Origin of the sequence: Lonsdalea britannica, from assembly GCF_003515985.1 — a bacterium.
Classification (GTDB): Bacteria; Pseudomonadota; Gammaproteobacteria; order Enterobacterales; family Enterobacteriaceae; genus Lonsdalea; species Lonsdalea britannica.
This window is the reverse complement of the sequence record NZ_CP023009.1, coordinates 3,878,605-3,894,107: the sequence shown is the minus strand read 5'-3', so window position 1 is coordinate 3,894,107 and position 15,503 is coordinate 3,878,605. Positions and strand designations below refer to the sequence as shown.

General features: G+C 50.6%; 12 protein-coding genes and 1 pseudogene. 9 read left to right on the top strand and 4 right to left on the bottom strand.

Annotation, left to right across the window (positions count from 1 at the left end; all coding sequences use genetic code 11):
• Positions 1-27: 27 nt before the first annotated feature.
• A complete protein-coding gene (gene guaA, locus CKQ53_RS17770; protein ID WP_094118777.1) occupies positions 28-1,605 on the top strand; it encodes a glutamine-hydrolyzing GMP synthase in 1,578 nt (525 codons plus the stop codon).
• 307 nt (positions 1,606-1,912) lie between these two features.
• Positions 1,913-2,041 (top strand): annotated as a pseudogene (locus tag CKQ53_RS18600) (Arm DNA-binding domain-containing protein); the annotation flags it as partial.
• Positions 2,042-2,112: 71 nt separating this feature from the next.
• Here the strand turns inward: CKQ53_RS18600 and CKQ53_RS17760 are convergent.
• Together CKQ53_RS17760 and CKQ53_RS17750 are read right to left on the bottom strand one after the other, a co-directional pair.
• Positions 2,113-3,248 (bottom strand): IS3 family transposase gene (locus CKQ53_RS17760; RefSeq protein WP_208640018.1). Its coding sequence is split into 2 segments (ribosomal slippage): positions 2,113-3,002 and positions 3,002-3,248, totalling 1,137 coding nucleotides; the frame shifts between segments, so codons are not numbered across the junction.
• A 278-nt stretch (positions 3,249-3,526) separates the two neighbouring features.
• Positions 3,527-4,999: a hypothetical protein gene (locus CKQ53_RS17750; RefSeq protein WP_094118780.1), complete on the bottom strand. Its 1,473-nt coding sequence runs from the start codon at positions 4,997-4,999 to the stop codon at positions 3,527-3,529.
• A gap of 870 nt (positions 5,000-5,869) precedes the next feature.
• Between CKQ53_RS17750 and CKQ53_RS17745 the strand changes: the two genes are divergently transcribed.
• From CKQ53_RS17745 to CKQ53_RS18945, 7 genes are all read left to right on the top strand, one after another.
• Positions 5,870-6,472, top strand: a complete 603-nt coding sequence (locus CKQ53_RS17745; RefSeq protein ID WP_085653610.1) for a CDP-alcohol phosphatidyltransferase family protein — start codon at positions 5,870-5,872, stop codon at positions 6,470-6,472.
• Positions 6,465-7,394 carry a phosphatidate cytidylyltransferase gene (locus CKQ53_RS17740; RefSeq protein ID WP_094118781.1) on the top strand — a complete coding sequence of 310 codons (930 nt, stop codon included), beginning with the start codon at positions 6,465-6,467 and terminating at the stop codon, positions 7,392-7,394. The genes CKQ53_RS17745 and CKQ53_RS17740 overlap by 8 nt, the downstream gene beginning before the upstream one ends.
• A 118-nt stretch (positions 7,395-7,512) precedes the next feature.
• Positions 7,513-9,276: a bifunctional alpha/beta hydrolase/class I SAM-dependent methyltransferase gene (locus CKQ53_RS17735; RefSeq protein ID WP_094118782.1), complete on the top strand. Its 1,764-nt coding sequence runs from the start codon at positions 7,513-7,515 to the stop codon at positions 9,274-9,276.
• Positions 9,269-10,585: a phosphatase PAP2/dual specificity phosphatase family protein gene (locus CKQ53_RS17730; RefSeq protein ID WP_094118783.1), complete on the top strand. Its 1,317-nt coding sequence runs from the start codon at positions 9,269-9,271 to the stop codon at positions 10,583-10,585. The genes CKQ53_RS17735 and CKQ53_RS17730 overlap by 8 nt, the downstream gene beginning before the upstream one ends.
• Positions 10,567-10,956 (top strand): hypothetical protein, encoded by a 390-nt coding sequence (locus CKQ53_RS17725; RefSeq protein ID WP_094118784.1) that lies wholly within the window; start codon positions 10,567-10,569, stop codon positions 10,954-10,956. Before CKQ53_RS17730 ends, CKQ53_RS17725 begins: the two co-directional genes overlap by 19 nt.
• Positions 10,957-11,364: 408 nt before the next feature.
• Positions 11,365-11,763, top strand: coding sequence for a glycosyl hydrolase (locus tag CKQ53_RS18950; protein ID WP_276330734.1), 399 nt, complete (start codon positions 11,365-11,367; stop codon positions 11,761-11,763).
• A gap of 35 nt (positions 11,764-11,798) precedes the next feature.
• Positions 11,799-12,419, top strand: coding sequence for a glycosyl hydrolase (locus tag CKQ53_RS18945; RefSeq protein ID WP_276330733.1), 621 nt, complete (start codon positions 11,799-11,801; stop codon positions 12,417-12,419).
• Positions 12,420-12,569: 150 nt separating this feature from the next.
• On the opposite strand, the gene CKQ53_RS17715 is transcribed toward CKQ53_RS18945, so the two are convergent.
• Together CKQ53_RS17715 and CKQ53_RS17710 are read right to left on the bottom strand one after the other, a co-directional pair.
• The gene (locus CKQ53_RS17715) at positions 12,570-13,667 is read right to left on the bottom strand and encodes an MBL fold metallo-hydrolase (protein WP_085653606.1); all 1,098 of its coding nucleotides are present in this window, start codon (positions 13,665-13,667) and stop codon (positions 12,570-12,572) included.
• 296 nt (positions 13,668-13,963) lie between these two features.
• Positions 13,964-15,502 (bottom strand): efflux transporter outer membrane subunit, encoded by a 1,539-nt coding sequence (locus CKQ53_RS17710; RefSeq protein WP_094118786.1) that lies wholly within the window; start codon positions 15,500-15,502, stop codon positions 13,964-13,966.
• Position 15,503 lies beyond the last annotated feature (1 nt).

The following is a 15,503-nucleotide window of genomic DNA, read 5'->3' as shown; positions in this document are numbered from 1 at the left end:
TTCTATCCGTATTGGAATACGCCTCTCATGACAGAAAACATTCATCAACACCGCATTCTTATTCTGGATTTCGGTTCGCAATACACGCAACTCGTCGCTCGCCGCGTACGTGAGCTGGGCGTGTACTGCGAACTTTGGGCATGGGATGTCACCGAAGCGCAGATTCGTGAATTCAACCCGAACGGGATTATTCTCTCCGGCGGCCCGGAAAGCACCACCGAGTTCAACAGCCCGCGAGCGCCTGAATATGTGTTCCAGGCCGGTGTTCCTGTGTTGGGCGTTTGCTACGGCATGCAGACCATGGCGATGCAGCTGGGCGGAAAAGTTGAAGGCTCCAATCAGCGTGAATTCGGCTACGCGCAGGTGGAAGTGAAGTCTGCCAGCGCGCTGGTGCGGGACATTCAGGATGCCGTCAGCGCGGCGGGCGAACCGTTGCTGGACGTTTGGATGAGCCACGGCGATAAAGTCACTGCGATCCCGCAAGGTTTTGAGACCGTAGCCAGTACCGATACCTGCCCGTTTGCCATTATGGCGAATGAAGAAAAACGTTTTTACGGCGTACAGTTCCACCCGGAAGTGACGCACACTCGCCAGGGCCAGCGCATGCTGGAACGTTTCGTCCTCGAGATTTGTCGTTGTGAAGCGCTGTGGACGCCGGCAAAAATCATCGACGATGCCGTCTCCCGCATTCGTGAGCAGGTCGGCGAAGATAAAGTCATCCTTGGCCTATCCGGCGGCGTTGACTCCTCTGTCACCGCGATGCTGCTGCACCGCGCCATCGGCGACCGCCTGACCTGCGTCTTCGTGGACAACGGTTTGCTGCGATTGAATGAAGCCGATCAGGTGCTGGAAATGTTCGGCGACCATTTCGGCCTGAACATTGTTCATGTCCCGGCGGAAGAGCGCTTCCTGAGCGCGCTGGCGGGTGTTGATGAGCCGGAAGCCAAGCGTAAAATCATTGGCCGTGTGTTTGTGGAAGTGTTCGACGAGGAAGCGAGCAAACTGACGGATGTGAAATGGCTGGCTCAGGGCACCATTTATCCGGATGTGATCGAATCCGCCGCGTCTGCGACCGGTAAAGCGCACGTCATCAAATCTCACCACAACGTGGGCGGCCTGCCGAAAGAGATGAAGCTGGGCCTTGTTGAACCGCTGAAAGAGTTGTTCAAAGACGAAGTCCGCAGAATTGGCCTGGAACTGGGCTTACCGCACGACATGCTGTTCCGTCACCCGTTCCCGGGGCCGGGTCTGGGCGTGCGTGTGCTGGGCGAAGTGAAAAAAGAGTACTGCGACCTGCTGCGCCGTGCCGATGCCATCTTCATCGAAGAACTGCACAAAGCCGACCTGTATCAGAAGGTCAGCCAGGCATTTACCGTCTTCCTGCCGGTTCGCTCTGTGGGCGTAATGGGCGATGGCCGTAAATACGACTGGGTCGTCTCTCTGCGCGCGGTAGAAACCGTGGACTTCATGACCGCGCATTGGGCGCACCTGCCGTACGAGTTCCTCGGCCGTGTTTCCAACCGCATCATCAACGAAGTGGACGGCATCTCCCGCGTTGTTTACGACGTCTCCGGCAAGCCGCCAGCGACGATTGAGTGGGAATGATTTAACGTCTGGCAACAGCCTGCACGTAAAAGCAGTAAAACACCTCTAAGCCCGCGTAATTGCGGGCTTTTTTGTTTTTATCTCTGGCATTTTCTGGCAGCTGTTAGTAACGGGAAGCACGGTTTTTTCAATGGAATTTTTGATGGTACTCTCTGGTTTTGAATTCAAATTTGAAAAAGTACCATGTGATAAATTTCGGTTGAGTTATGGTATTTATTTTTTATAACTCAATTAAGAACAGATAGTTAAATAAATTTTCTGGGGTTTTTACAACATGGTATTAATTGATAAAGGGAAACAATAAACCATGTTGACTGGCACCAGGCTGCGTCACCTTAAGCCGAAGGAGAAACTCTATAAAGTTAATGACCGTGATGGTTTGTATGTTGCGGTAACTCCGGCTGGAACGATCTCATTTCGTTATAACTACTCAATATGGACTGCCCCTACCACGGTAGACAATCCTGCCCTATTGGACTGCCCCACCTCAGTAGACATATTCTGTCCTCACGACGAGGCCTGTTCGAAGGCCTCCGGACTGACGCCGCCGAGATGACTGTGGCGCCGGGCCCGGTTGTAGAAGACTTCAATGTAATCGAAGATATCGGCCCGGGCCAGCGCGCGGGTTTTGTAGATCCGTTTTCTGATGCGCTCTTTTTTTAGCGAACTGAAGAACGACTCCGCCACCGCATTATCCCAGCAGTTCCCACGCCGACTCATACTCGTCGTGAGGTGGTTGGCCCGGCAGAAACGCTGCCAGTCGTCGCTGCCATACTGACTGCCTTGATCGCTATGCACTATCACTTCACTTTCCGGTTTTCTCCGCCATACCGCCATCATCAATGCGTCCAGTGCCAGTTCGCGTGACAGCGTTGGTTTCATCGACCACCCCACCACGTTACGGGCAAAGAGGTCGATAACCACCGCCAGATACAGCCAGCCCTGCCAGGTACGGATATAGGTGATATCCGTTACCCATACCTGATTGGGTTTCACCACGGTAAATGCCCGCTGCACCCGGTTAGGCGCCACCACGGAAGGCCTGCCGGCGATGCGCCGGGGTGATTTGTAACCACGTACTGCCTTGATCCGGTTCAGTTGCATAATGCGGCCCACACGATTTTTACCACAGCGTTCTCCGATTTCGCACAGATCGCCATGAACCCGGCGGTAACCGTACACGCCGCCGCTCAGCACATACGAATCCCGGATAAGCGTCAGCAGGCGCTGGTTATCCCGTTCACGCTCGGACACAGGATTATGCAGCCACGCATAGAAGCCAGTCCGTGCAACATTCAGTACCCGACACATCGTCATAACACCCCATTCAGCGCGGTGCTCATTAATAAAGCGGTACTTTAGTCGGGCTCCCTTGCAAAGTACCGCGCGGCCTTTTTCAGGATATCTCGTTCTTCTTCGGTGCGTTTTAGTTGTGCACGAAGTTTGAGGATCTCGCTTTTAGCCTCGAGGAGATCCCTTGCATGCTGCTCGCTATTATCGGGTTTTATGGCGCGTAGCCACTTGTAGAGGATGTGAGCGGAGACGCCCAGCCGGTCGGAAACTTCAGCAACGGAATAGCCACGCTCAGTGATCTGCCGGACGGCCTCTTCCTTAAATTCAGATGTAAATCGTGGTATGCCCATACGCTCCTCCTATGCTCAAAATATAGGGCAGGATTGTCTACCGTGGCTGGGGCAGTCCAAATTCTGTGTTTGAATGGAGCAGGATTTAGGGTCAGGGTCACTTACAGTTTGTAAGTTGCCCATTGCTAGGCTATGAAGTCAAATCTAATTAGGTTATTTACGATTACTAATAAATCATATTTATGATTAGAGAGTGGCGCCAAAGAGTTTTGAATTGGTATGAAGCCCCCAATAGGTGGGGGCTATTTGAAACGTTGGCGTTAAATTTTTTTAGGTTATCAACTATCTGAAGCTATCAAATTTTTATTCCAAATGAATATCTTCACTCCTTCAGCCTCAATCACTTTGTCTGGATTACCAAATTGCTTGACAACAGTCGCCTCAATATCAATATTATTGATAATGACAAAATTATTTCCTGCGTTATACCACTCATCTTTACTAAGCCACTTCATCTTGATCAATTTGGTGCCATCATAATAAACTGGCGCGACTTGGATATCATCATAAACAGAAATGGATGAGGCATGCCAAAACTCAGCATAACCTTTTTTAAGACCATTTTTTTTGATAATATCAGAAACGCTGTGCATTTGATTAACAGCTTTGGGAGTATTTAACATGTTGTAAATACTATAAATTGATGTGACAAGCATCACTGAAAAAACAAGGCTATTTAATCTTTTTTTTGAAGTTATCGCATCATTTTTTCTACTAATAAATATTATTATAAAGATAAAGAATGGGATTATATATCTTATTGATGACACACCAACATTTACGCTACTTACTACAAAAGCTATAGGCATAACAAAAGTTGCTGAACAAAGATAAAAGTCCATGTTATCAAATTCTTTTGCTTTTCTTAACTTTAAAAAAAACATGGCTGCAATATAAACAAGGCATGAAAAAGATAAACAAATAAATACAGTTTCACGATTATGTGGGTCTGTACCAAAAAAGAAAGCATCCTGTAAGCGTAAAAAACCTTCAACTAATACATTAAGGTTACTGTAAAAAGTATCTAACGATACAAATGTGGGAGATGAGTATCCCGGTACATTAAATCCGTATTTTTTAAATAAAGTCCATATCATCAATGATGATGCATATGAAAATAAGGACACAAAAGTAAGTGTAGACCAACGCTTATGTGTCTTACCTTGAAGAAAATTGATAAAAAAGACGGTTAGAAAAGGGAAAAGTATTATAAACAAAGAAATGCTATCACTAAAAAAAACCATAGTGAGTACAAAATAATTAATTATAAGCAGGAATCCTGCTCCATCCTTTATGTATTTTATTGAAAGCAATAAAGATATTAGACTGAAAATGTATGCTCCGATATGAATTACCGGTACTAATATATTGCTCGCCAAGAATAAACCGGGTGATCCCAGCAAGAAAAATGTAAGAAAAAACCCTGTCTTTTTATTATCACAACACATTATTATCAGTGTGCATAAGATTGCCAAATATATTGCCGGTAATGCATAGTTATACATATAGTGATACCCACCAATAAGTATAACTAATGAATACCAAACTATTTCTGTAAAATAAAATGGGACAGTTGAGAGGCTCCAACCTTTGAGAAATATATTGCCCTTGCTTACATCGATAGCAGCAAGGAAGCCGGAAGCCATGTCAGAATTTATATTTATTCTTTGACTTATTTTATAGTAAATAAGTGATATGATTGTAGCTATGACTAAGTATAATCCATAGTGGATAAAATTCCTTTTATTCATTTTTCAACCTGTTTTAAATGGTGGCATTGTTGGCGGATATTCTACCTTCAATCTCCTTTTGCATCTATAGAAAAAATACAATATTGGTGCCAGTTCTTCTTAGATTTATATACTTATTTTTACTAAATATTTGGAGTTAAGGTCATAGGGAAGCCACTTCTGGCGAAGAGGATATTTTGTGGACTAGGTAGGGGCGAACGGAGACGTTATTCGCAGATATATCATATATCGGGACAAATTAGCGAAAGGGTAAGCAGAAAGACAAATGCAACTGTGATAGGAAGAATAGTGTTTAAGCCCAAGTCAGGGGGGCGTGTCAAAGCCGCCTTCCTACTGGGTATATCCCCGCATGGAAAGGTAAGTGACGCCAGCTGAATCTGGCTAAAAATCTGCTGGCTGCTAAGCAAAAGAGTTCGCCAACCCAAGGCCATTTTCCTCACGATGATTGGAATAGATTCGGAAGAGGGAGGTTAAATGACTCCCCTCACGCCCGACAAGACTTATCAGGCCGACAAGCAAGCTTCATCCCCCGAAATGCCACCGGCAAACCCCTAGCGCAAACAGATAAAAATGGCATTAGATGAGTACATTAAAGTTGATTAGAACCCACGTCCTCGGCATAGTGGCGATGGTGGAATAGCGTGATGACTACCGAGGAAAAGACGCTCGACGGTGAATGCCGAAGGAGGGCCACATTTATCGGCTCTCTTCATTCTTGATGTCGTAGGGACACAGAATGTCCGCAATGTGCGTTTCCCCGCGAGGAGCTACATCCTGTTTTCCAGACGATCATCACTCAGCGCATAACCACGCTAGGCAATTCAGGGAACAGAGCGATGCATAATCCTCACCATGGACAGGAGCTGTCGAGTGACGCTGTATGATATTAAGCCGAAATTTCAAAGCCTTTTGAGGCCTATCGTCGTGACATTACATCGTTGGGGAATCACGGCAAATCAGGTGACGCTGCTCGCGATGGGGCTCTCGGTGGCTCTGGGCAGTGTCTTGATGTTGTATCCGGTGCCTGTTCTGTTCGGTTTCCTGCCGATATATTTGTTCTTTCGTATGGCGCTGAATGCGATGGATGGCATGCTGGCGCGGGAATTTAACCAACAGACAACGCTGGGCGCGGTGCTGAATGAAGTGGGGGATATTATCTCCGACGCGGCGCTCTACCTCCCGTTCGCTTTCTTGTCAGGCGTTTGGCCGGGGTGGGTTGTCCTTGTCGTTTTGCTTGCCGGGCTAACGGAGTTTTGTGGTGTCCTCACTCAAACATTAACGCATCAGCGAAACTATCGTGGCCCACTGGGGAAAAGCGATCGCGCATTTCTCTTTGGCGCATTAGGCCTCGGCATCGCCATCTGGGCGCAATATGCTGTTTTAGTGAATATCGTATTGATGATTGCAGTTTTATTACTTATATGGACCTGCATTAACCGTTGCCGTGGGGCATTGGAGTCCAGAGATGCCTAGCGCAACCCACACGTTATATTATTGTCTGGGCGGTATATTCAGCATTTTATTCTTGGCGACAATAGCGATACTCCTACTGCAAAAATGTCGTCCTCAGCAAGATTGGGTTGAGTTACAGCAGAGGATGAACAGCTGGTGGATCATCGTTATTCTGTTCTCTTTAGCGATGGTATCGCCGAAATGGCTCGCTCTGACGTTTTTTGGATTGCTCAGCTTTCTATCGTTAAAAGAATATACCGGTCTGGCCCTCATACGGCCCTCCCCAAATAGTCCTCTCTTGTGGATGAATGCGGCTATCCCCCTGCAATATCTTTTAATCGGCATGTCGTGGTATGGCATGTTCCTTATTTTTATTCCTGTTTATCTGTTTTTGATTTTACCTGCTCGCATGGTCGCCATTGGCAATACCCGAGGTTTTTTGCATTCGGTGTCGGTGATGCATTGGGGCATGATGATGACCGTGTTTGCACTGAGCCACGTGGCGTTTTTACTGGTGTTGCCGAAAGAGGGCGCCCGTGAGGGATCGCTGTTGGTCATCTTTCTGGTCGCGTTGACGGAACTCAACGATATCGCACAGTATCTTTGGGGTAAGTCGCTGGGAAAAATCAAGGTGACGCCCACCGTCAGCCCGAATAAAACCCTGGCGGGACTGCTGGGGGGAATCGGTACGACGATGTTGCTGGCCACGATATTAGGCCCGGTGCTGACGCAGATGAACTGGCTTTATTCATTAGGCGCGGGGATGATTATCGGCGTCGGCGGATTTTGCGGTGATGTTGTGATGTCGGCGATTAAACGCGACGCCGGCGTTAAAGATACCGGTAATTTATTGCCCGGGCACGGCGGCATATTAGACCGCCTGGACTCGCTAATGTATACCGCGCCATTGTTTTTCCATTTTTATTACTATTTATATTATTAAGGTGTGCTCATGAACCTTATTGCATACCGCATCTTTATTTTGCCTGTGACTTATTTTTCAAAAGATAACGTCTTAAATGGCTTTTTACATTCCAGCAGAATGTCACAAGGGAAATATCATGAGTGAGGATGCTCGTCTATTTCAGGATGGAAGTTTTTTAACCAGTGATAATACGTCATTGTATTTCAGACACTGGCCCGCTTTAGTCGGAGAGGGGCGTAAAGTCATCGTGCTATTTCACCGTGGACATGAGCATTCAGGGCGATTGCAGCATGTTGTCGATGAACTGAACATGCCGGACACGCAATTTTACGCATGGGACGCGCGCGGTCACGGGATGTCTCCCGGCGAGAGGGGCTACAGTCCGAGCCTCGCCCGCTCAGTGCGAGATGTCGATGAGTTTGTCCGTTTTGTGGCGTCGAATGCCAATGTCAGTGGCGAAGATATCGTTGTAGTCGCACAAAGCGTGGGAGCGGTGCTGGTGTCAACGTGGGTGCATGACTATGCGCCCAAAATTCGCGGTATGGTGCTGGCGTCGCCGGCGTTTAAGGTCAAACTCTACGTGCCGTTTGCTCATGCGGGTTTGAGATTGTTACAGCGAATTCGTGGCCTGTTTTATGTCAATTCCTATGTGAAAGGGAAGCTGCTGAGCCACGATCCGGCACGTATCGCCAGCTTTGAGCAGGACAAATTGATTTCGCGGCAAATCGCGGTCAATATTTTATTGGACCTCAATGTCACCTCTAAACGCATCGTTTCTGATGCTTCAGCGATTACGCTGCCTACCCAACTACTGATCTCTGGCGATGACTTCGTTGTGCGCACCAAGCCGCAAAAACAATTCTATGCGCGTCTGCGCAGCGCCGTAAAAGAGCAGCATGTTTTACCGGGCTTTTATCACGATACGTTGGGTGAGAAAGATCGGCACATTGCCTTCGATAAAATGCGAAATTTCATTTCGCGCCTCTATAGCCGTGACGTTGAGACGTTCGATTACCGTTACGAAGATCGCTGGAGCCCCAGCGCCGATGCGTATCGTGAATTGCAGGTACCGCCAAAGCCGCTTTCGTTAGAAGGGGGATGCTATACCGCACTGAATTACGTCATGCGAACCCTCGGCACTCGCTCAACAGGCATGCAGTTGGGGTTTGATACCGGCTTCGATTCTGGCAGCACCCTCGACTATGTCTATCGCAACATCCCAGAAGGCAAAGGTATCTTGGGGCGTCTCATTGACCGTTATTATCTCAACAGCATCGGTTGGCGCGGTATCCGCATCCGCAAAGTTCATATCCAGCAAATGATCCAACAAGCCTTGACGACGTTGAGAGAAAAAAATCTGCCGATACGCGTTGTCGATATCGCCGCCGGGCATGGGCGCTATGTATTGGATGCGCTGGAACATCAGCCTGATATTGAGAGTATTTTGCTGCGGGATTATAGCGAGCTGAATGTGGCGAAAGGGCAGGCGATGATTGAAGCGCGAGGGCTGAGTCCGGTTGCGCAATTTAGGCTAGGCGATGCCTTTGATGACGGTTCTCTGGCCTCCATCGCTCCCGCGCCAACGTTGGGGATCGTCTCCGGTTTGTATGAGCTTTTTCCGGCTAATGACTTACTGGAAAGGTCTCTGGCAGGGCTGGCTGCGGCCATCCCGCCGGGCGGCGTGCTGATTTACACTGGACAGCCCTGGCATCCTCAGCTCAAAACGATCGCCTACACCTTAACCAGTCACCGCAATAACACCCCCTGGGTGATGCGGGTCCGGTCTCAAAACGAGATAGATAGTCTGGTGGAACAGGCCGGCTTTGAAAAGTGCGCTCAACTAATCGATGAGTATGGGATTTTTACCGTATCGATGGCGGTAAGAAAACAGCATGACTGAATTCGCTGTCTCAACCCCTCCATTTGGCCGCTGGAAAAATGGACTGTGCTGGTTGTTACTGTTGGGGCCGCTATTTTTTCTGACTTACGGTCAGGTGAATCAGTATACGGCTGCCAGGCCGGACGTGGGTGGCAGCGTCTTTAGCTGGGAACATGCCATTCCGTTTATGCCGTGGACCATCGTACCCTATTGGAGCATTGATATTCTGTACGGCATCTCCCTGTTTATTGGCTCATCAAAACAAGAGCTGACGCGGCATGGATACCGGTTATTGGCGGCATCGCTCATCGCATGTTGCGGATTTTTATTATTCCCGCTGAAATTTACCTTTGTGCGTCCTGATACTGAGGGGATCTTTGGCTGGCTATTTCGCCAGTTGGCGCAATTCGATCTTCCCTATAATCAGGCGCCGTCATTACATATCATTCTTACGTGGTTGCTGTGGCTGCGTTTCCGGCAGCATCTGAGCGGTTTGCCGGCAAAAACAATATCCGGCGCATGGTTTCTCCTGATTGCCCTCTCAGTTCTGACCACCTGGCAACATCACGTCATTGATGTCATCAGCGGGGTCATCACCGCAGTGATTATCAGCTATGCGATCCCGATGACGGGAAGATGGTGTTGGCGACGGCCATCGGCTCAGGCCGTGCGCCTGTCGGCGCTCTATACGGCCAGTGGGATGGTGCTTTTGTCTGTTGGATTGACGATTCCTTACGGCGAAATAGCGCTGTGGCCAGCACTTTCGACGCTCATTGTCGCTGTGGGTTATGCCGGGGTGGGCGTCGGCGTTTTCCAAAAAAACGCGCAGGGGAGATTATCGCTGTCCGCACGGATACTTCTGCTGCCTTATTTAGCGGGCGCAAGGCTTTCTAAATACATGTTTTGTCGGCGTTTACCTCACACTTCGGCCATTCATGGTGGTATTTACCTCGGGGCTTTTCCTCTGACTGAAGTTCAACAGAGCGCCGTGTTGGATCTCACCGCTGAGTTTCATCGTGTAGCCCCCTCTGTCTGGCACGCCTGTCCACTGATGGATTTGGTCGCGCCGGACGAGCGAACGCTCTATCAGTGCGTCATGACATTAAATCAGTTACGGCAAAGCCACGAGACCGTTTTGGTCTGCTGCGCTCTCGGTTTATCCCGTAGCGCGGTGGTTGTCGCCGCGTGGTTATTGGCGGAGAGAATCGTCTCCAACGTGCAAGACGCCGTCGAGTTGACCAGCGCTCATCGACCACAGGTGGTGTTAACACCGCGCCATCTCAGGGTGTTGGAACAGTTTCAGGAGCGGTTATGCCGAACAGCGCGTTAACGAATCGCATCATGCAAATCCATCTGTCGAGCTGGCGTTATCTGGCGCTGTTAACGCTCCCACCTCTGGGCGTTGCGTGCCATTTCTTCTCTTCGCCATACTGTGCGTTGCTGCTTACGTTGTTTTTCATTACTCACTATTTTTGTTGGCGTTTATGGCTTGATGAAAGACTTTTTCAACTGATAACGAGTGAAAACCATCTCGCCGATTTCGATAAGGGAATGTCACAGTTATGGTCACTAAAGCCGGGGAGAAAGACACGTACATTGGCCGAGCGTTATCTGGGCGTCAGGCGACTCTTTCGTAGAGCGCTATTAGCCACGACGGCGCTGTGGGTGACCGCCTCGATCCTGTTGCTTTTACAGCCTTAATGTCGATTGTCTGAGATATCGCGGAGTACTCAATCATTGATTCACGGTGGATCTTGGGGGATATGTGAGTGGAAAGGTTATTTTTCCGAAGAGTCATTCCGTGATTCACCCAACAGATAATATCTCTTATCGCTAGAGCGTCATTATCCTTCGCACTAATCATGAGTGATTTAAAACTATCGTTACTTTCGATAGCTACAAAACTGTACCCATCTCATTAATTCAATTTCGAGTTTATTTCCCGCGCTCGATATTTTTACGGAAATAATTCAAGGAGATTGTGTTGTGCTATTTCCGACACAACCACTGCTTATTTAATACGCTATTGGCAGTGATACCCTCATTAGACCGCGTTAAGTATAGCGGAAATGAATATTAAGCCATGATTTAATAATGAGGAGTATGACCATGAACGATAAAACAGAATTAAATACTGCGAATGAACATGCGGATGATACCGCAGTCCGTATTTATCACTGGCTCGCCGATTTACCGTCGCGTTCAAATAAAAAACTGATCTCCGGCGCGTTTGGCGGGTACACCCATATTACCGGCGAAGATGCTTTTTCAATGCGGCAGGCGGAAGCGATTTGCGCGACTACGGGGCAATTTCCTGCGATTTACGGCGCGGATTACGCGCGCGGTTGGGATATTACCGAACCGGGCGAGGAGGCCTGTTTGATCGACTATGGCTGCAATGCCGAGCTGATCAAGCACTGGGAGAAGGGCGGGTTAGTGGCTATCAGTCATCATCTGCCGAATCCTATTTATGCGGGGAACAATCCGGGAACGGGGGAGGTGCGCTGAAACAGCCGATCAGTAATGAACAATTTTCGCGGATTTTGGCGTTTGGCTCCGATGAGCGGCAGCGTTGGTTGGCAATACTGGATCGCATCGCCGAGGGGCTGATGGAATTAAATCGTCGTGGTATTACGGTGTTTTATCGGCCCTTGCATGAAATGAATGGCGAGTGGTTTTGGTGGGGGGCGTCCGGATATGAAACGTGCGACACCGTGCGTATGGAACTGTATAAAATGCTCTATCAGGATATGTTCAACTATTTCACCTATCGCAAAGGGCTCAATAATTTGCTGTGGGTCTATTCACCGGATGCGCACCGCCAATATAAATCAGACTATTATCCCGGCCATGCTTATGTCGATATTACCGGATTGGACATGTATTTAGATAATCCGCAAACGTTATACGGCTATCAGGAAATGGTGGATCTCAATAAACCCTTTGCCTTTCCGGAAATAGGGCCGCTGACGCTCGATGGCCAACTGGATTATGGCAATATGGTGGACGTCATTCTCTCTGCCTATCCTCAGGCCACGTTTTTTATGCCGTGGAATAATGTCTGGGGTCCGCTGAAAAATAAAAACATGGCCAGTGCTTATAACAATGCTCATGTGATTAATCGTGGCGATGTCTGGAATGGCAATGTGCTCAGTCAGACGTGATTGGTAAACCGTCCATGAGAAACCATGAGGGAAAGTGAGCGGTTCATAAGCGCCCGAGTATACCCGCGCCACATCGCCTGGCGTTTGGGTTCCGCCCGATCACCTACGCATTTTCCCTCGCTGATTATCCCCGCGGGCATCGGGAAACAATTAGCGAGGGACTTTTTCCCACCAGCGTTCAAACGTCGTTTCGCTGTCGTCCAGCCACAGCGGTTGGCCGATCATCGGCGTCAATAGCCGCCAGTCATGACGCTCGCTGGCTTTGTCGATACGAACAAACGGATCGTTCCAGTCATGCTGCGCCAGCGCGAACTTACCAATATGGCCGGGCAACAGGGCTCGCGCACGCAGGTCCGTCGTGGCCTGAGCGGCCTCTTCCGGTCGCATGTGAACGTGCGACCAGCGTTCGTCATATTGACCGCTGTCGAGCGCGACGAAATCAAAACCGCCGAGCTGCTCGCCGATCTTTTTGAAATGCGCGCCGTACCCTGAGTCTCCGCTGAAGTACAGGCGCCGCTCAGCCGTTTGCAGAGCGAAAGACACCCACAGCGTCTGGTTTTTCTTGAATAATCTTCCCGAGAAATGGCGGGCGGGCAAGAGCGAAATGTCGATGCCATCCCCCAGCTTCAGTTCGGAAAACCAGTCAGCTTCATGAACGCTTTCGTGAGCGAATCCCCACGCGCGAAAATATTGGCCCACGCCCAGCCCGCAGACCACCTGTTTTACCTTGGGCTTGAGCGCAATCAGGGTGGCGTAATCCAGATGGTCCCAGTGGTCGTGGGTCATCAGCAAATAATCGATGTTGGGCATATCGGCCGGCGTGAAGGGATTAGTGCCCCGAAAGGCGCGGTTTCCGAATGGGACCGGCGCGGCGTTTTGGCTAAGCACGGGGTCGACCAGCAGGCGCTTTCCCGCCAGCTGCACGTAAAACGAGGAGTGACCAAGCCAGATAACGACGTCCCGGTCGGCGGGCAACGCCAACAGCGACGTATTGACTGTCGGGAGCGGCTGTTTAGGGCGACGACGCGGGTTGCCGTGCAGGATAAAGTCCAGCATCAACGTGGCAAAATTACCGCTACCGGTAAAGACGGGGGTGGCCTCGAGGTTGTGAAACTGGCCTTGCTGATAATGGTCCGAGTCGCTTGCTTTCACTTCCGGAACACTGATTTTGACAAACTCGGGCCTATGAAGGTAAACGGCGGGAATGACAATGAATACCACGATTATCGCTAATAAAGTCAATAACATGCTTCTACCCGTACCTGATCGCTAAGAGTTGGAAGAGAGAATATTGTCCTATTCAGTGTACTGCATTGTATGGCGCTCTGCCGTGGTGAACCGGTGGCCCTCATTCCTTTAGGAACGCGCCTCGGTCCGCCGACACTCTCTCGCGGACCCTCGACGTTATGCCGCCGTGGGTTGCAGGATGTATGGCCGTTCGCAGAGAGCAGGGAAGGGGGATAAAAAACCGCCAGCACGAAGACACGTCTGGCGGCAGAGAGGGACAGCGCGGCCGTGACAACAGACCGCCTTGATGGCAAAGATTAGCTTTCGGCTGGACCGAAGACCGGGAACTCCGGCAGTTTGACCTGCTGGTAAGATTCCCAGCCGCCGCCCAGCGCTTTATACAGCGCCACGAGATCCAGATTGGTCTGCACGCGCGCCATAATGGCCTGCTGTTTCGCCTGCGCCAGCTGCCGCTGTGCGTCCAGCGCCTCAATAAATGACGTCAGACCTTTGCTGTAACCGTCACTCGCCAGTTCGAACGCATTTTGTTGCGCTTCGACGGTGCGATCGAGCTCTTCAACCTGCAGTTGGTCGGTCCGGTAGCTGATCAGCGCGTTTTCCACGTCCTGCAAGGCGGTAAGCACGGTTTGACGGTAGCCCAATGCCGCGCTGGCCTGTTCCGCTCGGGCCAGTTTGACGCCGGAGACCAGACGGCCGCCCTGGAATATCGGAATGGAAACCGATGGGCCGAAGCTATAGAAGTGGCTGCTCCAGTTATCCATATAGCTGAAATCCGTATTGCGCATGCCGAGCTGCCCGGTCAGCGACAGGTCGGGGAACAGCTGCGCGATGGAGACGCCGATATTCGCGGTGGCGGCATGCAGCTGTGCTTCCGCCTGACGAACATCCGGTCGGCGTCTCGCCAGCGTCGACGGTACACCGACCGGCACGGCCTTGGGTAGCGTCGGCAGAGCTTTCACGGCTGTCAGTTCATGGTCCAGCGTCCCCGGAACTTGTCCGGTCAGCACGGACAGCCCGTTCATCGCTTGCTGCACCTGCGCCAGATACTGCGGCAGCTGTGCACGCAGCGAACTCAACTGGGCGCGGGCATTTTCCACGTTCATCTGCGGAGACAGGCCGTTGCGCTGCTGGCTTTCCGTCAGTTCCAGCGTCTGCTGCGCTATCGCTATCTGGCTTTCCAGCGTTTGGTGCGCGGCCTGCGCGCCGCGCAACTGCAGATAGGTTCTCGCGACTTCGGCCTCCAGCGATACCAGCGCATCATTCCGGCTTTCTATCGACTGCTGCTGTTGCGCATCGGCGGCTTCGACCTGACGACGTACCTTGCCCCACAGATCCAGCTCCCAAGAGGCGTCGAAGCTCCCCTGATACAGGCCGACGGGTTGGGTCAGGCTATCAAGCGATGACGTCAGATTGGGATCGACCTGATCTACCTGACCGTACACATTGTGTGACTCCATCAGCCCTTTCAGACCCATTTGACGTCGCTGTGCCGAGGCGCTGCCGTTGACCGACGGCATCCAGGCTCCGCGCGCCTGATTCAGCTGCTGACGCGAACCGGCGATCCGGAGTACCGCCTGCTGTAAGGACAGGTTGCCGGAAATCGCCCGGTCGATCAGGCTGTCCAACTGCGGGTCGTTAAACGTTTTCCACCAGTTGGGGTTGATGTCCGCCGCCAGTGGTTTCGATGCGCTGTCGGACGCCATATCGTTGAACGACCCCGGCGTGGCGGGTTTTGGCGCCTGATAATCCGGGCCGACGCTACAGGCCGACAGCGCCAGCAAGACGGCGATCACCGTTCCGGCTCGTGAATAGGAATAGGGTGAAGAAACCTTCATG